The sequence below is a fragment of the Paenibacillus sp. O199 genome (assembly GCF_001636635.1).
Lineage (GTDB): Bacteria > Bacillota > Bacilli > Paenibacillales > Paenibacillaceae > Paenibacillus > Paenibacillus marchantiae.
In genome coordinates, this window is record NZ_LGRP01000001.1 from 76,202 (window position 1) to 100,714 (window position 24,513).

General features: G+C 46.1%; 13 protein-coding genes. 2 read left to right on the plus strand and 11 right to left on the minus strand.

The features are described 5' to 3' along the window. Positions 1-91 precede the first annotated feature (91 nt). The 4 genes from A6049_RS00360 to A6049_RS00375 all read right to left on the minus strand — a co-directional run bounded on the left by A6049_RS00360 (position 92) and on the right by A6049_RS00375 (position 6,169). Complete coding sequence (locus A6049_RS00360) at positions 92-1,726, minus strand: type 2 periplasmic-binding domain-containing protein (protein ID WP_063562692.1); 1,635 nt, start codon at positions 1,724-1,726, stop codon at positions 92-94. A 76-nt stretch (positions 1,727-1,802) separates the two neighbouring features. Then, the gene (locus A6049_RS00365; protein ID WP_063562693.1) at positions 1,803-2,699 is read right to left on the minus strand and encodes a carbohydrate ABC transporter permease; all 897 of its coding nucleotides are present in this window, start codon (positions 2,697-2,699) and stop codon (positions 1,803-1,805) included. Between the two features lies 1 nt (position 2,700). Beyond that, entirely contained in the window at positions 2,701-3,594 is an 894-nt protein-coding gene (locus A6049_RS00370; protein WP_063562694.1) for an ABC transporter permease, read from the minus strand. Between the two features lie 109 nt (positions 3,595-3,703). Further along, positions 3,704-6,169 (minus strand): beta-mannosidase, encoded by a 2,466-nt coding sequence (locus tag A6049_RS00375; RefSeq protein ID WP_063562695.1) that lies wholly within the window; start codon positions 6,167-6,169, stop codon positions 3,704-3,706. A gap of 127 nt (positions 6,170-6,296) precedes the next feature. Between A6049_RS00375 and A6049_RS00380 the strand changes: the two genes are divergently transcribed. After that, on the plus strand, positions 6,297-7,157 hold the full coding sequence (locus tag A6049_RS00380) for an AraC family transcriptional regulator (protein WP_063562696.1): 861 nt from the start codon (positions 6,297-6,299) through the stop codon (positions 7,155-7,157). 233 nt (positions 7,158-7,390) lie between these two features. On the opposite strand, the gene A6049_RS00385 is transcribed toward A6049_RS00380, so the two are convergent. Beyond that, positions 7,391-8,854 (minus strand): sensor histidine kinase, encoded by a 1,464-nt coding sequence (locus A6049_RS00385; protein ID WP_063562697.1) that lies wholly within the window; start codon positions 8,852-8,854, stop codon positions 7,391-7,393. 1 nt (position 8,855) lies between these two features. Next, a complete protein-coding gene (locus A6049_RS00390) occupies positions 8,856-9,572 on the minus strand; it encodes a response regulator transcription factor (protein WP_063562698.1) in 717 nt (238 codons plus the stop codon). Positions 9,573-9,733: 161 nt separating this feature from the next. Here A6049_RS00390 and A6049_RS00395 point away from each other — a divergent pair, with 161 nt between their 5' ends. Then, positions 9,734-10,498, plus strand: a complete 765-nt coding sequence (locus A6049_RS00395; RefSeq protein WP_063562699.1) for a hypothetical protein — start codon at positions 9,734-9,736, stop codon at positions 10,496-10,498. 202 nt (positions 10,499-10,700) lie between these two features. On the opposite strand, the gene A6049_RS00400 is transcribed toward A6049_RS00395, so the two are convergent. The 5 genes from A6049_RS00400 to A6049_RS00420 form a co-directional block, all read right to left on the minus strand. Then, a complete protein-coding gene (locus A6049_RS00400) occupies positions 10,701-13,217 on the minus strand; it encodes a glycoside hydrolase family 38 N-terminal domain-containing protein (RefSeq protein WP_063562700.1) in 2,517 nt (838 codons plus the stop codon). 24 nt (positions 13,218-13,241) lie between these two features. Beyond that, the gene (locus A6049_RS00405) at positions 13,242-14,210 is read right to left on the minus strand and encodes an ROK family protein (RefSeq protein ID WP_063562701.1); all 969 of its coding nucleotides are present in this window, start codon (positions 14,208-14,210) and stop codon (positions 13,242-13,244) included. Next, positions 14,207-16,111 (minus strand): class I mannose-6-phosphate isomerase, encoded by a 1,905-nt coding sequence (locus A6049_RS00410; RefSeq protein WP_063562702.1) that lies wholly within the window; start codon positions 16,109-16,111, stop codon positions 14,207-14,209. Before A6049_RS00410 ends, A6049_RS00405 begins: the two co-directional genes overlap by 4 nt. 95 nt (positions 16,112-16,206) lie before the next feature. Continuing rightward, on the minus strand, positions 16,207-17,133 hold the full coding sequence (locus A6049_RS00415) for an AraC family transcriptional regulator (protein ID WP_063562703.1): 927 nt from the start codon (positions 17,131-17,133) through the stop codon (positions 16,207-16,209). 98 nt (positions 17,134-17,231) lie between these two features. Continuing rightward, positions 17,232-24,479 (minus strand): endo-alpha-N-acetylgalactosaminidase family protein, encoded by a 7,248-nt coding sequence (locus A6049_RS00420; protein ID WP_063562704.1) that lies wholly within the window; start codon positions 24,477-24,479, stop codon positions 17,232-17,234. Positions 24,480-24,513 lie beyond the last annotated feature (34 nt).

Sequence of the window (24,513 nt, forward strand, 5' to 3'; positions counted from 1 at the left end):
ACAATTTTGTTCTATAGGATAAAATTTGTGATATTGTATACTTTTTTATACCAAACGGGAACTGTCACGTTCGACAGTCCCCTTCTCCTAATTACTGCTTGCCTTGAAGCTCCTCATGCCATTCCTGTTTGAGCTCACTCCAATGTGCTCGTTTTTCCAGTGCAGCCTGAAAATCACTCCAAGCCTGTTCAAATTGTGAGTCATCCTTAGCCATAATCAGCTTGGCTTTATACTCTTTTCGCACATTATCAAGTTCAGGCAAATATTTCTCCCATAAGCCACCCGGTTTGGCCTTCACCATATCGTAGTTTTCAGCAACCCGGGTCCCACCCATTTTGCCAATCTTTTCGGTGAATTCGATCGTTTTGAATCTCCCTTTCGGATCAGTAACCCCATAATTCCACCATGGGTACCAGTCATTACTATAGGAAGATGCCGCATAAAGCTCTGGCGTCGTGCTTGCCTTCTTCGCTTGATCTCCAGAGTCATGCAACGCTTTATATTTCTCGTCCGTGTACACCCATTTTCCTAACGGTTTATCCACCCAATCCCAGAACACTCCTGGCGGACCTTCGTTCACAACCTGCTGCTGTTCGGGCTTGGGCTGTAGTGTGTAATCGAAGAAAGCAAGAATGGAATCGAGATTTTTAGTATTTTTATTGATAAATACGTCATTGGCAGGATAAGGATTGATAATCTGATTAGCGCCAATCTCACTCACGCCATCCACTTTCGGATAGGGAATGACATCATAGTACCATGCCGGATCGGTTGGTCCATCGAGAACCTCCCATAACTGGGCGTCCATATTAAAGAACCCACCTGCATTCATGGCTACACGTCCAGATTTGTTTTTCTCTTTGTAACGCTCCTTCTTGTCTGTAATCGCTTCGTGATCCAGAAGCCCTTCCCTGAACATGTGGTTCATCCATTGGTAAGCCGCTTTATAATGTGGATTGTCATAGATAAACTGAAAGTCATTACCTTGCTTCTCTACTGGAATGACGCCACCCGCTGTGCTGACCGTAACGCCAAATGTACTTAGGATGACATTTTCATCGCTTGCGTCAGAGAGAAAACTAAGGGGAATCAACGGTTTCCCGTTTTCATCTTTCTGTTTAGCCGACAATCTCAAATACTTCTCTATACCGTCCAACGATTTCAGATCATCCATCGTCATGCCGGTTTTCTCCAGTACATCTGTACGGACAAACCAGCCGTAGGAAGCCCAACCGGGCCAAGGATCATCGGGATTTTGATCAAACCATGTCGGAATGGAATAGATATGTCCGTCCGAAGCTTTCATCTGATCCAGATAGATTTTCGGAATGGAGGCCAATCCAGGATATTTATCCGGCATATCGAAGTATTGCTCCAGCGGAAGAACGCTGCCCGAACGCGTCATCGCAGTGGTCACGACATCACTACGTGAGAACAGAGCTGCATCATCAAAACCACCAGTATTCAATTTCAGGTTCAGCTCTGTCATTACATCGCCCTGCGTAGCCTCCAGCCGAACGTCTATGCCCGGCTCCTTTTCTTTCCAATACATTTGGACCATACTTTGGTTATTAATTGTTGCATTCCATCCCAGCCATAGCTTAAAGGAATTTGCAGAACTGCTGCCACTCTCCGTACTACTGCTTGAGCATGCCGTTATCCCAAACATCAGTAGAGCCAAGGATAATAGCGCCAGCTTTCTTCCCTTTTGTTGACGTAAACTCATCACATGCGTCCCCCTTGGTTATTTTGAAATTGTATAGGATTAGAAAACCCATTCTGTTGCTTCATTTTTCATTGGGTTATCCTTTTACTGAGCCGATAAGCACACCTTTTACAAAATACTTTTGCAGGAATGGGTACACACACAAGATCGGAAGCGCGCTTACCATGACTGTCGCCATTTTGATGGACATGAGTGTAACGTTAGAGAGCATGGTGCCCCGGGCAAGCGCTTCCTGATTATTGTTGGATCCGAGGACAGTCGAGATATCCTGGGCAGACAGCAGTTGTTGCAAAAACGTTTGAACCGGAATCAGATTCTGATCTGAAACATAAAATGCGCCAGAAAACCAGTCATTCCAGTGCCCCACTGCAGTAAAAAGGCCAATGGCTGCAAGCATGGGTTTCGAAAGCGGCATAATAATAACGAAGAGAATGCGGACAGGATTGGCGCCATCAATCTCAGCCGATTCGATCAGTGCTTCCGGAATCCCCTGGATGAATTTCATCATCACAAACATATTCCACGCCGAGAATGCGGACGGAATGATATACACCCAGAATGAGTTTAATAATGACAAGTGATTAAGCTGGATATACAAAGGGATTAATCCGCCACTAAACAGCATCGTAATCAGCACGTATCCCAGGAGGGATTTCCTGAAAGGAAGCTGCCGATAGGACAAGCCATAAGCCGCCAGTAGTGTGATGAGTAAGCCGACAAAAGTGCCTACGATCGTTCGGGATATCGTAATTAAGTAGGCATGTTGAATAACCGAATTCCCAAGCACAACCTCATAATTGTACAAAGTAAACTCCCTAGGCCACAGATAGACACCGCCTTTTGCCGCATCACTGCCAACGTTTAAGGAAACGGCAAGCATATACGTGAATGGATAGATTACCGAGATACAGAGAAGTGCCAATAGAAACACAATAATTGTCTGACCCACCCGTTCCCTCATAGAAGTTCTCATATTACCAAAGCCCCTCTCCGTTGAACTTTCGCGCCATCTGATTGGTGCATAGTACCAACACCAGACTGATGACCGAAGAAAGGAGACCCACTGCAGTGGCCATTCCAAAATAACCTTGCTGCAAGCCATTGCGTAAAATATATGTGTCTAGCACATCCGCGACTGGCTGATTGGCCGGATTCATCAGAGGATAGATTTGATCCATGCCTACTGCAATCAGTCCAGGCATACTGAGAATCAACACGATGGAGATGGTCGGCATTATACCCGGCAGGGTAATGTTGCGAATTTGTGCGAGCCGTCCTGCTCCTTCCACCCTAGCTGCTTCATAGAGCTGCGGGTCAATCGTTGTAATTGCCGCCAGATACAAGATCGTATTCCAGCCTACCTCCTTCCATAGACCGCTCACTACGATCATGGGCCGGAACCACTCCGTGGATCCCAAGAAAAAGACTGAATCTCCCCCGAGCTTCTCTATCAACTGATTGACCAATCCGCCGTCCAACGTCAGCAGGGATTGCAGAATGTAAGCCACCACGATCCACGAAAAGAAATGCGGAAGATAACTTACGGATTGGACAAACCGCTTGTATTTGTTGTTTTTCACCTCATTGATGAGCAATGCCAAAATAATAGGAGCTGGAAATCCGAACACAAACTTGAGAATCGCGATGTAAATTGTATTCTTCACCACAATCCAGAACTGTTCATCTTGCAAGAATGAGAAGTTTTCCAAACCAACCCATGCACTACTCCACATCGTGCTGCCGATGTGAAAATCCTTGAATGCCACCTGGATGCCCACCATCGGAATGTAGCTGAAGAGAAGCAGTAGGATTGCACCAGGTAGAATCATTACATATTGCCAACGGTATTTTGCCAGTCGTTCAATCATTTAACCACCTCTGCCATCAGTATAGAGATCAATTGAAAGCGATAACATATAATAACGATCGGATATCTATCGATTGGATTGGCAATATCAGAAAAGGCGAAGTAACAACTTACAAATCAAATACACTGCGTACGATTAGCTGTGATTGCAGTTCTTCAAGGGATGCCGGTTTGTTGAGATCATCTTTCTTCAGAGAAATGGTCTTTCTTTCACCAGCTGACAAGTCAAAATAATTGTTACTGAAAATACCGTCTATTTCACTGAAATCCAGCTCCACAAACCGTGCAAAAGCTTTCGAATCAACCGTTATAACAAAATGATCCTCTTCTTCTGTCATCGTGGTCTCAATCGCAGGATCAATAAAACCAAAATGTTTTGGCTTCACAAATAACACTGTACCTTCGCTGACAACTTCACCATCCACCACAAAGGAAAACTGTAAATACGTATTCCGTTTCTTAGCAGTTGTATCGAGCATCTCAGTGAAATCAAGCTGTTCGAATAATGAGGTTGATAACGCTTTCAAATCAATTACTTTTGAAGAAGCTACGATTTCATTGGATTGCGAATCCATGAGACTCCATTTCAATTCTCCTTTTACAGCACTCCTACTCTCATTCGACACGTGAATTTCTCCCTTCGAACCATCTTCCCGAGCCGATACAAGAACAGGTGCGAAAAAGCGTTTGGCTGCATAATGCAGTGCTTTCCAGCGACCAAAGTAATCGATACTGGACCAGGAAGCAACAGGCCAGCAATCATTCAATTGCCAGTACAGTGCACCCATACAGCGTCCACGATGTCTGCGCCAATGCTCTACCCCACATGAGATACCTTCAGCCTGAATGAGCTGTGAAGCGTATAACAGGGAATTGAAATCTTTTGGCAAGCGATACGTCTCCCCGATGTAATACAGAATTTTCTCATTGCCCGTACCATTCTTCTGATGAGATTCCATGACCGGTGAGAAGATATTGCGGTCTTCCGGCAACGTAAACGTCTCTATGGTCTTGTGATTCGGGAAGGATTGCAATCCGAATTCGGACATGTAGCGCGGGAACAATGTGCGGAATTCGGTAAAAGGTTTCTTGCCATGCCAAACATCCCAGTAATGCATGTCTCCGTAATTTTCATCGTTTGGATTGTCGAAGCTGCCTTTGGATGAAGGTGAAGCTAACCAATAGAACGTGTTCGGATCATATTCCTTCGCAATAGCCGGAAGTAATACCTCGTATTGCTTAATATAGTCTGCTTGTAACTGTAAGGATGTTTTCTTCGCCCAGTCCCATTCGACCCAAGCCATCTCCTGCTCATTGTTTCCACACCAGATTCCTAATGAAGCATGATGACGCAAGCGTTTCATGTTATCGATGGTCTCTTTTGTAATCGATTGCTTGAATTCCTCAGTCAGTTCATATACACCGCAGGCATACATCAAGTCCTGCCATACAATCAAGCCGTATTCGTCGCACAAATCATAGAAGTAATTCTCTGGATAATGTCCGCCACCCCATACACGAATTGTATTGAAATGGGCTTGCGCACAGCTCTTGATCAATCGTTCTGTCCGATCTGGGTTACAGCGCGGCAAGATGTTATCTTCCGGAATATAGTCAGCACCCATCGAGAAAAAAGATACACCGTTCACTTCGAATTCGAAGGACTCACCCCATTGATCCTGCTCTTGCTTCACAGTTAATGTTCTCAGTCCAATGCGCTTATCATCACGATCCAACTCCACGCCTTGTTCCATAAGCGCAACGCTCAGCTGATACAGTGGCTGTTTGCCCAGACCATTCGGCCACCATAACTCGGGATGGTCCACTTCAATCCAGATATGATGATCCCCATCATTCACGACAGACGTGCATCCTTTCAATGTCTCCCCGGAAGGTGTATCTAATGTGACCATGATCTCCCGCTCTTCTTGGACCCAACTAGATGCCCTTACGCGAACATCTAAGGTTACCTTACTTTCGCTATGCATCTGTGTAATGTAGACATCTTCCAAACGGGCATGATCATAGCCTTGAATGGAGATATTCCGCCAGATTCCCAAATCAGGTAATTGTGGACCCCAATCCCAACCGAACATGGAGTGTGCTTTACGCAAATGGGAGATTCCTTCTACTGCATCACTGCAGTTAATCAACGGGCGCTCGGCTTGTTTACGCAGTACATACTCCACAGGGGAACGAAGAATAATGTGTATGGTATTTTCACCTTGTTTGATAAAGGAGGTAATATCGATTTCATAAGTACTATGCATATTACTTACATTCGCGATATTCATTCCATTCAGAAACAATTCGCCAATCGTATCCAACCCTTCACATAACAGGATGATCCGGTCATGCTTGAGATCCGCTTCGCTTACTTCAAAAGAGTGTTTGTATTCATAATCATAATTGCACAGTTCAAGTGCCACCCGCTCTTGCTCGCGGTAGTAAGGGTCTTCCATTTGTCCAGCTTGTAGCAAATCATTAAAGACCGAACCTGGGACCGTCGCCGGAAGCCATTCGGCATGATCCACTCTCTTCATTTGCCACCTGCCATTGAGATCGATAAGCAACATTTGTGATACCTCCTGATGTCTTTGTAATCTATTTCATTCTATCAAGAGGCCTCCATACTTTCTTATGTTGTGTTCACGGAATTCGTGTGCTATTTTGACATTAACAATAATTGGAGAGGTTAGAGCCATGATCAAATACACAGCGTCTACTCACATCCATCCCGACCTGCTCGTAGATCCGTTCTGGGTCGATTCCTTATCGAAAGTATCACCCGAGCATACCCATGACTTTTACGAGTTCTTCATTCTAAGTGAAGGGCAGTGCCAACATATCGTCAATGGAACAACCCAGCATTTAAGGCCGGGCTGCCTCGTCTTTATTCGACCGCACGATATTCACCGTTATGAGCCGGAAGGCACTCAGGACTGCCGTTTTCTGAATAGCCCGTGTCGATCCGCAGTAATAGATGAAGCTTTGGCCTACTTGAATGAACAGAAGTATGCGCAAGGACTCTTGCAGGCTCCCGTTCCCCAGATTGCCATGTTATCTCAGTTAGAAATGACAGAGATGGTTCGAAGCTTTGAACGGATTATGATGCTCTCCACAGTGGATAAGAAGAAGGCTCGCGTATACGCAAAAGGGCTGATTATTCAGATTTTTACGCAGCATTTCTTTGAGTTGGATACCATTGAACAACCCATTCTCCCGCTGTGGCTTGAGCATGCGATCTCCAAAATGCAGCTGAAAGAAAACATGATTCGTGGTCTTCATGCGCTCTATGAATTGTCAGGTCGAAGCGTTGGTCATGTGAACCGTGCCTTTCGTCAATATCTGAATCAGACACCAACAGAGTATATTAATCAGCTTCGGCTGAATGTAGCCAAAAACTTGCTGCTCACGACTGAGCTTCGCGTGCTTGAGATTGCACTGGAAGCGGGATTTGAGAACGTCAGCCACTTCTACCATCAGTTCAAAAAATACTATAATCAAGCTCCGCTAGATTTCCGTAAAAACGCGACAATGAATAAGGAATCGCTGCTGCCATAAGGATTCAAAGCATCCATGTAGTGGTATCTACGGCATCCCATCCCATCACATCCGTACTCAAAACTCAAAAAAAGCTCTCCCTATATGGCAGGGAGAGCAGAGTAAACACAAAGCAAATTAAGCGGAGTATTTATATTGGTGATTGGCGACACGAACCCCTTCGAGTATTTCCACTATTTCTCTCACTTCGAGGTTTGGTGCAACTAGAAGGATATAGTTGCCGTCCTTTCCTTTCAGACACGCTGGGCCGCAGGGAAGCCAAACGAGATTACAGCTCCTCCTTCCTTACGGTTGGTGGCTTGAATCAGCCCGCCGCAGCGTTCCACAATGGCCCGAGCAATCGCCAGACCCAGTCCGGACTCACCGTCTTTTCCTTTGACAAAACGGTGGAATAAGGTGGGCAGCAGCTCCTGCGGAAAGCCGGGACCGTCATCCGAAACGGATAGCGCGATCTTCCCTTTTTCCAAGTTCGCAGTGATGTGAATTTCTTCTTTGGCGTATCTTGCGGCATTCGTCACGACGTTGAGCAGTGCCTGCAGCAGTTTATCCTGATCAGCCATGATGAACAGCTCTTTATTCTCCGGACAAGCGATATGGAGTGTAAGTCCTTTCTTTACAAGCAGCGGATTGACACGTTCGGATGTTTCCGTCAACAATTCGTTCAGACTGACCTTGGAAGGTTTGAAGATATCCTCTTCACTATCCAGCTTCGCAAGCAGCGTCATTTCGGTCACAATCTTGCCTAATCTACCGCTCTCCCCCAGGATCACATCCAACCCTTTACGAACGTTCTCACCTTCAAAGATTCCATCTCGAATGCCCTCCGCATAGCCTGCAATGGACATCAGAGGGGTCTTCAGCTCATGAGAAGCATTCTGGAAAAACTGCTTCTGCACCTCATTGAACCTGTTCAGTTCGCCAGCCATCTCGTATACCGTCTGTGCCACAGCTCCAATCTCACCGCCAGCCTTGACCAGCTGCACATCCGTGAAATGACGTTGTTTGACCTTCTTAAGTTCCTGCTTCAGATTCATCAATGGCTGAATCAGCCTTTTCGTAATAAACAAACTGAGCAGGAACATAATGGCTCCAACGATACAGATCACCAGGATGAGACGCCCCAGAAGCGCCTGTTCAATTGCTTTGATCTTGCTCATGGGCGTCAACAGAGTCAGGGTTCCTTGGGGGATGGGACTGACATCCATCACATAACGCCCATCCGTTCCCTTCCACAGATCCTTGATGCTGGACGAAGTGACCGCTGTGTATTTCGACAAGTTTGCTGGTACGGCTTCAGTCAATGTGTTACTGCTCGCCATTCCGGTTGTACCACTCACAGACAAAGTCCCTGACAGCACATTTCCGTTAAAATCAGTGACAAAGGCTTCAACATCCGCAGGAATGAGTGTTGAAGGAGCACTCGTAACTTCTCCCGTTACCAACTGGACGGACTGCATACCCTTTATATTCGAATTAGACATCGTGACCGCAGCTCCAGTAGAAAGTACAGGACTCATTGTGATATCCCCTGCTTTCGTTATAGAAGCGGACATCGCTGCACTTAACGTCTTGAGATCATTCTTCTCTGTTCCAATGAAATGATCCAGCAGCACATAATGAAGTAAGACGGCCGTGACGGAGAGGATCAGAACCAGTGACAATCCGAACGCAAGGTTAATTTGATGAACAAGTTTCATATTAAACTTCACTCCGATCTGTACGCATACGATACCCGTGTCCCCACACCGACTCGACGGGAAGTTCCTCAATTTTTTTGCGAATCCGCTTAATTAAATGATCCACGGCACGGTCACTGCCAAAATAATCTTCTCCCCAGACAAAACTGAGCAGCTCGTCCCTCGTAAACGCACGATTCGGATGTTCAGCCAGTACCTTGAGCATGGTGAACTCTTTGCTGGTCAGGTCCACTTCTTCCCCTCTCCATATGGCCCGCCTCTCTTCCAACATTAATTGAAGATCACCGGTATCGATTCTTGGCGTCGCAGCTTCGCTTACAACAGCTCTTTCTTCCGCACCGGTAAGTCTAATCCAACGTTCCAGCTGCCGCTTGATGCGGGCTACCAGCTCACGGGGGCTGAAAGGCTTCACTAGATAATCGTCACTGCCTAGCTCAAGGCCAAGTATTTTGTCCACCTCATTATCCTTCGCCGAGATCATAATAATGGGTACCTCTCCTTCACTACGGATGCGTTTGCACAATTCATAGCCATCCATTCCGGGCAGCATAATATCCATCACCCACATGCTCGGCGGACTTATTCTATATAAAGACCAGGCATCCTCGGCATTAGCAAGGCCTATCGTTCGATAGTTCTCTTTGTGCAAATAAGCTTGAATCAGTGTGCGTATATTTTCGTCATCATCTACAACCGCGATGAGGTAATCGTTATTCATGAACGGGGCCTCCTGTACTTTTCTCTATAGTGAGTATACCAAAGGTATATATATGGGAAGAGCTTTTCCATTGTTTTTCCACAATTACACCAATATTGTGCCACACTCCTCCGGTAAATTGATAACTGTAAGACAAACCAAACCATAAGGAGTGTTACAAAATGAACTACAGTTTTAAATTCAGAAATGTTGCCCTGTCCGCCCTGCTGCTCACTACGATCTCCGCACCGATTGTCGCGAATGCCGACAGCGCCGCTAACGCAAATGCTGTTACAAATGGAACTGCTACCTTGAAAGAAGCTAAATCCGCCATTGCGACCTTTACATTGGCTAATCCAGTGGAGCAGGCCAAAAAGTACGCGCCAGAAACAGTAAGCGAATGGGAAAAAACGCTAGCCCGTTACAATAAACTGCTTTCACAAAACTATACATCCCGAGTAATGGCCACTTTGGTTGCTGTTGACGTAGACTCTGATGAATGGAAGAAAGTTTCCGAGAACGCCAAACCAGGTGAGATCAAAGAAATGCAGGCCTTAAAGGTTGATGAAGGCAAACTTACGTCAGTTGAGAGTGTAAAAGCCGAAAAATTGCCTAATTCCGAAAATAAGAACACCTTGTCTTTCTCCATTACCACAAGCAGTTCGGATCTGAAAGGATTAGTTGAGAATGCAGAATCTGGAGTGGCAATTGCCGTCAGCCCTCTGAATCTTGACGAAAAATCAACCGGAACAACAAGCGCGGTTATAGCAAATGCTGAAAGTCTTCAATTTAGCGGTACTACAGCTGCCAGTGCATTCTTCTTAGCACAAAGTAATTTGAATAATGCTGTAACAGCTAAGGACGAAGCGGCAATCAAGACTTCCCTTGCCGACCTTCTGAAGCAATACAAAGCGCAAATTACTGAGCTAGAGGCAGCTCAAGAGTAGGTTTAAATACATTTCAGCTTTAACTACATCATTAAGCAAAAACGCCAAATCTTACACAAACTAAAAGATCGAACGCCAACAACCAGCAAGCCTCCACATGGAAGCCTGCTGGTTGTTGTTTTGTTGGCTATAAGCTATATCTGCTACGTGTTATCTGATGCCTGCCCTGATCTTAAATGAGTCAGGGCTTTTGCTCTTCGGTTTATTTTTCGTTAACCCGGGTAACTACAAATGGCTCGTTCAACGCCTGCAGAGCTGCGGCCATATCTTCAGCTGAAAGTCTGCTGCCAGCCGAAATATGATATTGAAACTCATAGAAACCGCCCAATGTCGCTTTGAAATTCGTTTCCCAATAATTCGTCATCAGCCAGGCATAGGCTTCCGGTTGAGCGTCAGGTGCTTGCTGGGTGTGGACCCTTCTGGTCCCGTAATCCAGCGTTCCCCATTGCACGAGAGGTGTGTCCGGGACAGCAAGCAGCAGACTGCGGTCATGATCCTGCCAGGCTATGCCCGACTGTACAGCGGAATAATCCAGGCAAGTTCCCGGAATCTGATCCTTCCAGGGGCGAACGAGGCCTCCTGGCTTGTCGGCAAACAGGGTAACCGGCCCAGTGCCTCCCGGGTTGAACGGCAGGGCCAGATAAACGTTCTCCGGATTCCAGATGCTCTCTTTATGGAACCGCGCCGAAATATCCATCCGGTTTTGACGGGTATAGATCCGCAAGTGTAGTGAAAAATAGGTGATACCCTTGAGCTGATAACCAAGCTCAACGGTAGCATACAGCGGTCCATTATCCACCGCTCGCACGGAGATAAGCTGACCAACCGAACGCTCCACGTTCAAGCCTTTACGGTTGCGTCCCATTTTGGAACGGACGCTCCATACCTGAGATGCATCCGCAGGGTTCGCCGGATTTGTCACCTCATAGATGGGTGTAAATGCCCCATACAGATCATCCGCTTTCAGCAGTTCGCGTCCTGTCTCCTTATCGATCCACGACACAATGCCGCGCTCTTTCGACCAAGTCAAGCGTACAAAAGGGGACTCCAGCCCAGTTTGGCAAACGGAGATCGGCGCTTGCTGTCCGCCTGTCGTTAAGGAATACATATCCTCCATATCATACACCTGGTCAGCACCGATCAGCTTCGAATTGGAGGTTGACGTTAAGGAAGAAAGACTCTTCTGCGCTGCCAGGAGTGGGCGCAGAATCAGTATGCAACTCTCCATGCCTTGGAGTTTAAGCTCCGCAATAATCGTCTGCGGGTGGCTTGACTGCTGGATCAGCACCTGTCCCGTGTCCTCCCGGATTACTTCTACTCCGTTCAATAGCTCATCCGGTTCCCATCCTTCAAGCTTCAACTGAACCAACTCGGTTACCTCCCGCTCCGAGAGATTCGTTACCTTGAAGCGATAAGGACGCCCCGGGTACAAGGTGGCGGCATTATCGGCAAGCAGCACCTGATCTAGCGCGCGGTAAGCAAGCTTGCTTGCCTCTGCAGCGTTAGCTGTCTTGCGAACCTCAAGCATCTGCACATTTTTGTGCCACGGTTCATAAACAGAGGAGTGATACCCCCAAGTGTGTTCGGCATAAAGAGTAAGCGCCTGCTCTACAGCCTCGATTTCCTGGAGACTAACACTTTTCTGTTCAGGGTCGAGCTTTTCCACCTTGCGAAGTGTCCGCTGTGCGTCACGGTAAATCTGAGTGTGCATCGGTGTGGAGCTTACACCGTCCGACCACCAGTCAGGCCAATCCCCTTTATGCACAGGCAGACCATCCGTCCCTTCCTCCTTCAAGCGGGCAAAAAAGCCACTCAACGTACTCATCTCCACGGAAATCCCCTCGCCGTTTTGACGGTTCCATGCATCGATCCATTCCATGATTGCGCTATTGGGCGATCCGTTGTCTGTGGGCAATCCGGACAGCATCATCGGCACGAAATCGTATGGATACTGCTCCGCCTCAAGCTGGGCCAAGTACCGGTGGATGCGAATATTGGCGATTTGATTATGAATGTTCGCTGTTTCCACAAGTCTGTGGCCGAATTCATCACGAATCATGTATTTGCCAAGCGCACCAGGACAGAAACCAAGCTCGTTGCCAAGCATGTAGTGGTCTCCATTCCAGACCAGCAGGCGTTCCCCACTTGGAGCTTCCCACCAGAAAGGGGACTGCTTGCGGCCCAGCGCATACATGCCGTGATGAGTATGTATACAGCTGAATAAATGTCTGATTCCGTTATTTAGCAGGCTATCGGCATATCCCCAGCTGTAGCCATTGATATCCGCCGTCATCGCACTGTCTATTGGGTGACCGATAGATTTGGCATATGTCTGAGCTTTGCTGTGTATTTTGTTCAACAACTGTAGGTCAGGCAGCTCGGTCATATTCAAATACGTGCCGGAGAGCTCGATATCGCCGCGCCGCACGGCATCAGCAAATGCAACTTTTTCCTCGTCTCGAGCCTGCTTCAGGAATTGCTCCACAGCCCAGAAGGTCTCACAGGTCCAACGGAACCCTTTCCACTCGGGGTTTACACCGTTATGGGCATCATTAACAATACGCAGCGCCTGACGGATAAAATCGATATGATATTGTTCAATCTTCTCCTGCCGGTCAGTATAACCAATGTCAGTATGGGAATGGTGAATGACATATATTTTCCATTTCCGTTTAAGCGTCGGGATGGCGGCCTGTTTGATTTGTTGTTCGAGTGTCATCTTTTTTTCTCCTTTATTGGTGGATTAGGTACCTTTTACGAGTTGGAAAATCCCGTGGAACACATGCTCTTGCATTTGTTTCTCATTATGCTGAGAAATCTTCTCGGGCAAGAGCGCTTCCGAAAGCGCGCCGCCAAATAGATCATGGGTTTCGGCAATTTGTCCCCCCAGGATCAGACGAGCGGGGCGAAACTCTGCCACGTACGGACGCAACATTTCCCCAAGCCGCTGGCCGTAAAGCTGCCATACACGGATGGCGGAGGAATTCCCCTGTCTGGCCGCTATGGCCAGATGGTACACGTCCTCTCCCTGCCTTCGAGAATCATGGCTATCTGCCAAGTCCAAAATCCCTCGGCTTCCGAACAGATCATCCACGGTTCCTCCGTTGTATTGCTCGGCATACAACATGCCAGAGTCGGGAATTCCCCATTTCCCGCTGACAATGGACTGGTTCTCAACAAAAGCGGAGCCGAGGCCCGTTCCCAATGTAAGGCAAAGCAATCTGTCCTGTGGAAAAAGCCTGCTGACCCCCAGAGCGAACAGGGCAGCATCATTGCCAAAACGAATATCTGCGGCGGCAAGCTGGGTCATCCATGTAGCAGCAGTGGGCTCCGCTGCAAGCGCCGTTAATTCACACCGCAGCAGTGTTTTTAGATTGAATTCATAAAGCTGCTCGTATTTATTCAATCCCTGGATACGGGAAACGCCTGTGTCGTATTCAAAAGGTCCGGGGAAAGCAAAACCGATGTGAAAATTGGCAAAAGTGCCCCGGGTCCCTTTATCGGTACTTAGCCTCTCCATGTAGGCGACGTATGCAGCGGCAAGCTCCTGGATCACGCCAGCCAGATTGGAGGCGATTTCATACGCGCTACTGTCGGAGTGCGATGACCTTTTGACATAAAGTTGTGGCAGAAGATTCCCGTCACTCAGTACGACGGCACCCTTCAAAAAGGTCCCCCCGGCATCAATGGCAATCGTGACGTCAGGGTTCATAAAGGTTCACCAGATTTCCAGTGATGCGGAAGCAGAGGCGTGTTCCAGTCTGGGGAAACCTGTGCCCGGATCAGAGTGCACGATCGGTCACCCAGAGACTCCAGACGGAAACCTCCGACGGAGGCAGGAACGATATACGCTTCGGCGTACCCCCACTCCACAGCCGCTGTCTTATCATCCAGCGGAGTCAGCCGCACACGGTCACCTTCTACGAGGTTAAACATAACAAACTCGCCAGCCGTATCGTCGATCCACTCTCCGTCCAGTTTTAATCTTTTGATCTGAAAAAGCAGATCCTCCCGTTCGCCTAGCAGCTCTTCCCTGCTGTCTCCCTGTACTCGGCTTTCCTTTGGAACCGCTATCAAATGCTTCTGAACGTAATCCGTGTCAAACTGTTCCTGCATGTTGGCACTGGCATGATCGCCGTTGATCGGACGCGGCCGCCCGTCTCTGTCCAGCCGCAAATGGTCGTATATTTTGAAGGTAAACCACCAGGTTGTCGAAGAGATCTCCAGCACCAGATTGTTTTTGCCCGAAAAATGTACGGCGCCCGGCGGGATCAGAAACAGGTCACCCTTATTCGCATCCCAAATGTTCACATATTCTGGGATCTTCAGCGGTTGTCCCAAGGTGTGGGCCGATTCAACCGCCTGAAGCAGCTCCTCCCCGGTTGTACCCTCCGTGAAACCCAGTCCCACAAAAGGTTTGGCGCCTTCCTTCTGTTCCATAATGTAATAGGATTCCTGCTGCGTCATCGTTTCGTTGAAGGTGTGCTCGATGTATGCCTGCTGGGGGTGGACCTGCAAAGACAGATGATCCCCGTCGATCGTATCGAGATAATCAAACCGGATCGGTAAATAGTCGCCAAACAGTTGCACATTGCGCTCGCCCATAATTGCTTCTGGATGAGCAGACAGTAATAGCGGGAAAGGAAGCTCCACTATAAAATCCCGATAACCGATTAATATCGTGTTTTCCGGTGCGATAGGTTCAAACCCCCATGCGCAGTTATTCCAATCCTTAGGTAGGTCGCATAGTTCTTTTAAATACTGTCCGCCCCAAATCCCCGGTGCAAAAAACGGCTTTACTCGAAAAGGCTGCTGGGCTGTTGAAGCCAAAAGTCGGCGCAGCATAGGAACGGTGACCAAAATGGGTCGTTCCCGGTTGTTCGTATCCACGTAGTAGTCAAAGTCATACAAGTGGCGTTTGCGATATTCCTCCCAGACGGGCCACTCCAGAAACAAGGCCTGTTTATAGGTTTCGACCGTATCCAGGCAAGGACCTAACCCCAGAGACCCCATCCCCTGCTGATGCAGTTTCTGCTGTGCTTCTCTCGATAAGTCGCAAAATAGAGAAACGTTCGTTAAACCTGATGCTGTAGAAAGGAAACCAGAACCAGGCCCAAAGGTCACAATGATGGGGGCTAACTGATCTACGTTTGGCGACTGGGCCTCTGCATGTTCAGCGGAATGATAAAGCCGAAGTTGATCGTCTACATCACTGAGCCAGACCGACTGTGCACGTGGTCGGAAATAATCCTTAACGCTGACGTCCGAGGCTACAACGCCAAAAGCACGGTTATCCGTCAGATAAGGGTGAAACTGCTGAAGCAAATCTGCAGAAGACTTTAAATAATCAGCGCTGTCTATTTCAATTAAAACCCTGCTCTCTAGGTGGCAGCGCGACCGAAGTATTTCCAGATATTCGCTGAATGCGGCACCATGCGTACCATCAATGACCATATAAAAAGGAAGCAAATCATTCTGTACACATTCGGGCCAAATTAGATCAATCCATTCTTCATACGCATTCCAGATCCCCGGTTCTGCCTCTTGGTCGGGCTGAAGCTGAATGAAATTAATTGGGTTGGTTTGAAAGGCCAAAGGGGCTATTCGGGGCATGTTTAAAACCTCCAACTCTATATCGATTTATGTTCATCATTGTATAGGGAGTTGGAGGTGCTGTCTTTAAACGATCAAGCTGTGTTTTTGTACAATCAGGACATTCGGGGTGGGTAATGCATTTTGCCAGAGCGGCCTTCGGCAAACTGATTGCGTCGGAATTTGGCCGGGGAAACACCAAGCTCGCGGGTGAATATCCGGGTAAAATAATGCACGGATTGGAACCCGCACTGGATGGCGATATCTTTAATTGGTGTCTGTTCATTTAACAACAGCCCAGCGGCTTGCCGCACGCGCCGTTCCTGAATGTAATGAACGAAGGACTGCCCTAGATTTTCCTGAAACAATCGGGTCAGGTGACGGGATGAAATGTGGAGGTGCCTTGACACCGTCATAAGCGTAAGCTCATTGATCAGATTATCATCAATGTACCGTTTGGCCTGTCGGAACAACGTATTTGGTTCCACGGGCTGCTCTCCCGTGTCAGCCGAGTCTGTTCGAGTCGGAACGTGCAAATCTGCTATCGATAACAACAGAGAAGCGGAAATTTGCTTTACAGCAAGAGGAAGAGTTGCCCCAGGCTGGTCGAAAGAAGTAATGAGCGCTTGCCATAAATGGCCAGTTGGCGTAAGGTCCGCTTGCTGGGCTACGCTTTGTCCAAGCTCGGCAAGGCGACGGAAGGATTCAGTATAATAAGCATCTGTGTGGGTCTCATCCAGTTCGAAAGCCACATAAGAAAGCGTCAATCCGGTCTGGCTGCGGATTTGATGCCATACGCCCGGAAGAGATAGAAATGCTGTTCCTTTATTTAAAGCATAATGCTGGTTTTGTTCTATGTAGCTTCCTTCACCGTCTACCACATAACAAGCCTCAAAAAAGGAATGACGGTGGAAGGCATTGTCGAAATGATCGGGCATGAATCCCCAATACAAAATGGACAATGAAAGCCCTGTTTGCTCCACTTTTGTAATATAACGATTGCATATTTGATTGGCCCGGCGGAAGCTGGCTTCGATGGTCATGGCGTTCCTCTCCCTTCAAGCTCTCATTATACGTTTGCATGGCAAAAAGGCAAACCGGAAGTCGGTCTGCCTCTTTGAATATTTTTCAACTAGGTAAATCAGATGATGCCCTTTTCACAATACGTTAATAATCTGCTAAATAAAACTGCTGCCTCAGCCCGGGTCAGATTACGTTTCGGATTAAGCTTGTGATCTGGTGTTCCTTGAATGAGATCAAGCTCAATGCAAATCGCTAATGCTTCCCTGGACCAGATTCCAGCCTTATCCGCATCTTTGTATTTAGACAGTACCATTTGCGTTGTATCGGAGACTTCTGGCAACCTCCCTTTCATCTCAAGGGTTCTTACTATAATAACGGCCATCTCTTCACGGCTTAAGAGTTTCATAGGTTCAAATAAATTACCCGCATACCCCTTAAACAAACCTGCATCCGCCACAGCACGAACATCATCCTTATACCACTTATCTTCGGTTACATCTTTAAATGATGATGACCCTTCAGCCTTAAGACCAAATGCTCGGGTTAACATCGCTGCAATTTCAGAACGGTTTATCGTCAGATCTGGAGCAAATTTCTGATTATTCATGCCCTTGATAATCCCTTTGCTCACAAGAGCTTCAATCTCCTTGCTTGCCCAGTGTCCAACCGTATCGAGAAATGCTTTGGGTTTGGTGTTACCCGTATCCGGCTTAGCTCCAGTTTGGTTATCCTGATCAGACCCATTATTTGTTCCTGTACCAGGATTAGGCTTGGTATCGGGTTTCGTACCAGTGCTTGGATTTGATCCAGTGTCTGGGTTTGATCCTGTTCCTGGATTTGTACCCGGATTGCTGTTGTCTTTCGCCTTTACTTTGACAGTCGCAATCGCTTTAATGTCCGTCCCATTGACCGCGCCTTTCACCTGAAAAGTACCTGCCTGTGCATAAAGGGAAGGATCAATCGCTTCCCATACAACGGTGGCCTTCTGAGTCGTATCATTACTCAATGTCACAGTCACTTGCGAAGGCAGTATCGGTATAGAGCCAGCTTCCGTTTCAACCTGTACATTCTCAATGGATACGATGTTAACTGCTAATTTTTCTTTAATGTAGAAATCATCCAGAATGAAGGCGTAATCAGAAGTAGGGCCTCCAGCGCCTTTGGATACCATTTTGAAAATAACTTGGTAATCATTTTGATCACCTGTCGTGAATTTTTTCTGGAAGCGAATATAACCCCCATCTTCACCCGCTTTATTACCCGGATTAGGTAGTGTGCTCAGTGTTTCCTTCAGCACAATTTCCCCTGTAGAACGTGATTGTACAGAAACCTCATAACCAGCATACTTTTCTAAGGTATAAATAAAGCCTAAGTCATATTCTGTGTTTGGTTCCATTTTCACGCTGGATTCATTCGTTTTTATTAATTTACCAACATCGGTTTCATTCACTTTCAACGAATTCTCACCATCCAGAACCCAGGTCATTACAGGACCAACCTTGTTCTCAGATGCGGATACAACGGGATTGTTATCCTGTTTATTACTTTGATCGGTTGCAATATGAATTTGCCTATCCCCACCACCGTACTCAAAAGGACCCCAGCCTTCGTACACATTTTCAAAATCCTCATATACAACATAGCTCTTATTCGTAGGGTCTTTCTCTACAGTTGTATGTTTCCAAATTCGCACATCATCAAATTGAACAGTACCCGCTCCCGGATCAGCTACAAGCTTAACTGTCGCGGAATTAATGCCTGCTGGAACCTTGAATTCAACATTCATTCTTTGCCATTTGGTGTCCACGTACTTGAAGGATGATTTATGGATGCCATCCTGACCTGTCACATGATTGGAATAGGTTTGACCATTAATCGTGACCTGAAGCGAGGATTCCCTCCCCTTTTCAGTCTGTGTCCACACTCCGACGGTGTAATCCTGACCAGGCTGCAATCCGGTAATCTCCTGTGAGATTACACCTGAATTACTACCGACCTCTGCGTATCTGTTCCAATTCGATTTGTTCATTTCTTTAGTGATATCGTATTCTGTATCCCCTTGAACAGTCTTGATTGTAATGTTTGCTGGATCATCGACTGTCCATGAACCTGGAACATTGAACTTCTCTGAATTGAAGGCAAAATCCTTGATCAAACTGCCTTCTCCCCAATTCCCTGCATTAGGCACCAAAGTCAGGGCATCAGCAGTTGCTGGATACAATACATAAGGCGTATTTTTCTTTGCCTTCGTAATCGTAAGAGATTCATTCCGAGCGACCAGCGTATCCACCAGAACTTTACCTTGTTGGGTCAATTCGTACATATTAAACTGTTTCACATCTTTAAATTCATCCGTCAACTGCCAAGTGGTAGAGTTACCTGTTGTGTTCCAATGGTACAGCTTCGCACCATCGTTAACACCCAAGATTTGATTAGCTTTGATATCCCAAACCCATGGAATTAACGAGTTAGCCTCACCTGTATGGCGCACTGATTCATCGGTAGTCGTTCCGGTATCTTTCCAAGAAGAGATCAGCTTGCCATTCTTGGTAAGCTCAATCATACCAGTGGATTTATTTCTCTTAGAGACGACATTATTATCAAAAGTTACTTGGTCCTCTTCATATTTCAGTACACCGAAATGCTGTATATACTTCGTCGGCAATACTTCATTGAAGAATACTGTTACACCCTGCTGTACGTCTGGCTTAGAATCGCCCCAAGTGGTCACACCAGGGATTTTTTGTCCTTTAAATAAAGCATTCCCTACAAAAATATCGAGATTGTTCTTCACCATTCTAGAAAGGATACTCTTGTTCCCTTTATTGGGATATCCTAAATCCGGACCCCAGTGAACGAAATCCACACCTGGTTCAATCGGACCTGAGAATTCTGTTCCTACTTTGACTCCAAGACCATTGGCATATTGCAACAATTTATAGGCATTGTAGTCATTGCCGGTATACACGTCTACATAATAGAAATCTAACGCAGGATCATTAGGGTCGTTGGCGTCCTTCGTGAGATTATATAGATTGGTTAACCGTGATTTCAGTTCACCACTCAGGACATCCTTCGTTTGATCTACATAATAAGCCGTATCGATCCAATCCCAACCTTTGGAGAGCTTATCTGTCTTCGGTCCATTAGCTGTAGCCCCAGTTAAATTGGAGTAATCCAGTTCGTTGGCATCGAGATGATATTCGGTTGCATTCAAATGTACGCCGACGTGAAGGTTGTACTTATCCCCCTCATCGATCAAATAATTGAAATCATCCAATCCACCTTGTCGTACACCAATATTAGAGTAGGAAGGAATATCATCATCATGCCCTTCCGCCTGATACCCCTTATGCAGAATCATCTGTCCAAAACCGTCTGTAAAATTGTACAGAACTTTCCCCGTATCCAAACTGTTCAAGAACGGATCATTGGCTTGACTCGCAAAGTTGAAAGCAATGTACATCATATTGTTCTTCATATCCTGTGCGCCAAATGGCTCATTGTAAATTTCCGTTCGGTAAGCAACAGCCGCATCTTGCCAATCTGTCTTTTCGTCGTTATTGCGTTCCCCAGTGACGACCACTTCATACCATGGCAACTCTTCAGTCTCACTACTTTGAAGATGTCGATACGTCCAACTGCCTGGCTTCACCGTTATTTTATTGACAAGTGGTTTTTTCTCTGTGGTGATTATCAATTTATTGCCACCGCTCATGACGTTGTCCTCTGCCGATGCTGCCAGGCCATCTCCACTCACCATAGCCATCGTTACACCGGTCGTACCGCTTTGCTTCATAAGAGACATATCGTCAACCAGTTCCTCTGAGACTCCGTGCCACTCCCCGTTTGACTTACTCCATGCATACGATGCGTCTTTCATTGAACTATTGACATGGATCAGAGCGTTGTTCATTTGAATTGAACGCACTAAGAAATCCGGGCCGTCGGAAATTTTATCAATTTCAAATCGAACTACATTGTTCGCCTTTGCCTCGAGATGCCCATCAATCACAACGCCGATCTCATCAAACATCATCGTGTACTGATATGTGCTAGCACTCTCTTTCTTCGACACTGTACGTGGTACATAATCCTTATTATTAATCTTCACACTATTCGTTTGCTCCACGTCAGCCTGCAGCTTGTGATGATCCACTTGATACTCTACAATGCCTGGAAAATCTTTATATACACTAACGGTCATACCATCATTCTCAATCGTATCTGTCTCTTGCGCCAGCTTCAGCTTAGGTAGCGACTCAAGTTCGACCATTTTGAGGTTACTCACCGTCATTTGTTTGGTTCCATACCATGAACGAAGACCAAACCAACCCGGCACAACAGCCATCGATTCTTCAATTATCGAACCCATATCTGTAGCTACGCCATCAGGACCCGTAATGTTGAGACTAACCGTTGTTCCCACCAAACGAAGCTCAATATGATAATTTGTATTGGCCTGCATCTGATACGTATTGGGAAAGGATATCTCATTCCCGTTACTTGTTGTGACCTTCCATTTCCCATTAATATCATGAACGACACCTACATATTTGTCAGCTGCCGAACCTCTCACGATAAAACCATAACGGCCACCATCTGATCCTGCGGAAACATTCGTGTTAAAATCAAAAGTGAGTAGCTGATCAGCGAATTTTGGGCTATCCTTATCCACGGCTAATGAAACCCCTGGCATGTTCAATCGGATTTGGCTATTTCCATTCGCAAGAACCTCTGGTTTACTGTTATCAAGAGGACCCCAGTTCTGCGCATTATAATCTGGTGCATACACCCGAACCTCTTCTGCAGTGATCGCGTCTATCTTGCCTTGAATCGCATGGGTCGCAGAATTGTAGATGCCAAATGAACCTGGTGTATATCCAGTTACATTCACACTGCCAGCCCTAATTCCATTCACGTAAAGGCCTAGCTCGTTCTCGATCATTTCTACACGTAGCGTGTAATCTTTGCCAGAAGCAAGTGCAGTAGTAGCACCAATCTCAAAGGCATCATTACTGCCTTCCAGCTTGTATTTCCAATTCCCCGGACTTTCTTCGTAAATCACGATATTTCCAAGTGTAATCCCCGCAGCTCCATCCGCCTGCATTTTCACTTGATATATGCCGTTGGCTACTGGTGTTACATCCTTATTGATAGCAGCCGTTCCAGCATCCAACATCCCTTGCAAATATCCACTAGAAACTTGCGGCGTATCCTTGAAGCCTTCCCAATTTACGATTGAATCACCTTCATAGTACTCTTCATATCTCAGCTTGCCAACATGGGATGAAGACGTATTCATATCAAGGAATTCTTCAGTAAAAACAACATTATCAATATAAATGTAATTCTGAGCAACTACCCCAAAAGGCCCTTCCCCGAATTGCTGCCCTGTCGGTAAGTTTGCTTGCAATGTAGCACCATTAATACTTAAGATCACAGAATGATCGGCGTATTGAAGTCCAACTTTGTTCCAAGCATAAGGTAAAGGACTGAAATCCATAACATCAGAAACAACAAAATCGTTGCTGGTTCCGTCCTTATTTAATAACACCCATTTCGTGCCTTCATATTTCACAATAGCACCATCGCCTATAACAAATCCGATATCCGTTGTTGCTGGCTTCACATCCAACATATATGTAGCGCTTTGCAAGGACGGTGCATCCAGGTTCATTACGTTGTCTATGATATTAGAAATTTTTAACACCCGATTACTGCCTTCTGTAATAATAGTAGAATCAGCACCAGTCCAAGTACCTTTAATTCCATCCTCGAAATCATTACTGTATTGTGCAATTTGTTTGGGTTCAATGATCTCATTCGTATATTGTACATTGTCGATTTGTAGCTCTACAGTGCTTCTAATGCGAAGTCCGAAACGCCCAGCTGCTTCAGAATACTGTTCAAACGTAATGTCGCCAATCCGCTTTTTATTCAAAAAAACCGTTATTTTCTTACCATTAAAATTAAACATGAGATTGTTCCAACGCCCTTGAATCGGATAAGGAATCTCTTGCTTATCTCCCCAGCCCGTATTGGACTCCGGTATCCAACTGCTCGGATCAACCCCGAGTTCATTGAAAATACTTGCTGAATCATTCATTCTGAAACCAAAAGCAAATCCTTGTCCGCTAACCAATTTGTCCGGATTTACCAGTTTGAAATCTAATGAAAGAGTTCCTTGTTGAATTCGTGGCGAATCCAGATCCACACCTCGTTCGCTAGATCCTTTTTTAAGGGAGAGAACTTTATTGCCCGTAATATCCGTCACGACCGTTGCTTTCAGCCCCGACCAATGGGGTGTATAATTGGGGTCTTCATAATCTTGAACATAATTAACAATGTTTGAAGGCTTCTCCCTCGTGCCCACACCTTCAATTCTCACACTCTTGATGGCAATCTCTCCTGTAGCATAGCGCTTATACAGCCCGACTTGACCTAATCCAGACAACGAACTCAATAAATCAGTATTCTTATTGTAATAAGTCACGTCGTCTACAATGATCAGAAGCTTCATACCATTAAAGCCGATCTGAATGTGATAATCTGTGTCCATTTTTAGTTCTGGTCCGTCAAATGTTTCCCACTTACTTGTACCATCCGGACTCTGAATAACCCAGGTTGTGCCGGCATCATAACGAATAGCTATGCCTTGGTTACTATCATTAGATCCTAGAACAAATCCAATATTGCTTTGATTTGTGCTGGTATACCGCATCGTTGTATCTATGACTCCTCCGGAGAGCCAAGGAGCCTTATCCCATGTTGCTATAGCTCCACTGCCACCCAGATTGTTAATCGTTACTGTCAATCCATTGTTTACTGAAGTATTTCCATTTCCTTTGACGAAAGTCATGGCTTCCGGTTCCATAGACTGATAGTTATTCATATAAGAAACAACCTCTTGATTACTTGGAACATTATTTTTTAATTCTGCCAAGAATGTATCTATATCTACATTTCCTGTTGTTTCCTTACTCTTTTCAAACACCGTGATTGCAACTTCAGCTTTAATACTCGTTCCCTCTACAGATCCCTTTACGGTAAATGTCCCTACCTGCGCATAGTCAGAAGATTCAATTGGATCCCAGCTCACCATGACTTCTGCGGTAGTGCTGTCACTGTATACTGCCTGTATTACCGATGGAATTGATGGCTGCTCATCAACGTATGTTTCAACCTTAATCGGGGGGATGCTCTCGATCGTTTTTTCCTGTGGCTCAATTGGCAATTCACCAAATTCTCCTGAAATAGCATAAGCAGTATTGCTAGGGAGTACCATCAACTGACTTGAAGCAACCAATAAAACCATCATCCAAATCCATAATTTGAATATCATTTTATTATTTTTTTTCCGCATCAAATCATTCCTCCTACAATAGAATGCTGGATTT

Coding starts and splice junctions, on each gene's coding strand:
- A6049_RS00415 (WP_063562703.1), bottom strand. CDS start 17,133: ATGACCATCGAAGCCAGCTTCCGCCGGGCCAATCAAATATGCAATCGT.
- A6049_RS00410 (WP_063562702.1), bottom strand. CDS start 16,111: ATGCCCCGAATAGCCCCTTTGGCCTTTCAAACCAACCCAATTAATTTC.
- A6049_RS00370 (WP_063562694.1), bottom strand. CDS start 3,594: ATGATTGAACGACTGGCAAAATACCGTTGGCAATATGTAATGATTCTA.
- A6049_RS00375 (WP_063562695.1), bottom strand. CDS start 6,169: ATGTTGCTTATCGATCTCAATGGCAGGTGGCAAATGAAGAGAGTGGAT.
- A6049_RS00420 (WP_063562704.1), bottom strand. CDS start 24,479: ATGCGGAAAAAAAATAATAAAATGATATTCAAATTATGGATTTGGATG.
- A6049_RS00395 (WP_063562699.1), top strand. CDS start 9,734: ATGAACTACAGTTTTAAATTCAGAAATGTTGCCCTGTCCGCCCTGCTG.
- A6049_RS00400 (WP_063562700.1), bottom strand. CDS start 13,217: ATGACACTCGAACAACAAATCAAACAGGCCGCCATCCCGACGCTTAAA.
- A6049_RS00385 (WP_063562697.1), bottom strand. CDS start 8,854: ATGAAACTTGTTCATCAAATTAACCTTGCGTTCGGATTGTCACTGGTT.
- A6049_RS00365 (WP_063562693.1), bottom strand. CDS start 2,699: ATGAGAACTTCTATGAGGGAACGGGTGGGTCAGACAATTATTGTGTTT.
- A6049_RS00360 (WP_063562692.1), bottom strand. CDS start 1,726: ATGAGTTTACGTCAACAAAAGGGAAGAAAGCTGGCGCTATTATCCTTG.
- A6049_RS00405 (WP_063562701.1), bottom strand. CDS start 14,210: ATGAACCCTGACGTCACGATTGCCATTGATGCCGGGGGGACCTTTTTG.
- A6049_RS00390 (WP_063562698.1), bottom strand. CDS start 9,572: ATGAATAACGATTACCTCATCGCGGTTGTAGATGATGACGAAAATATA.
- A6049_RS00380 (WP_063562696.1), top strand. CDS start 6,297: ATGATCAAATACACAGCGTCTACTCACATCCATCCCGACCTGCTCGTA.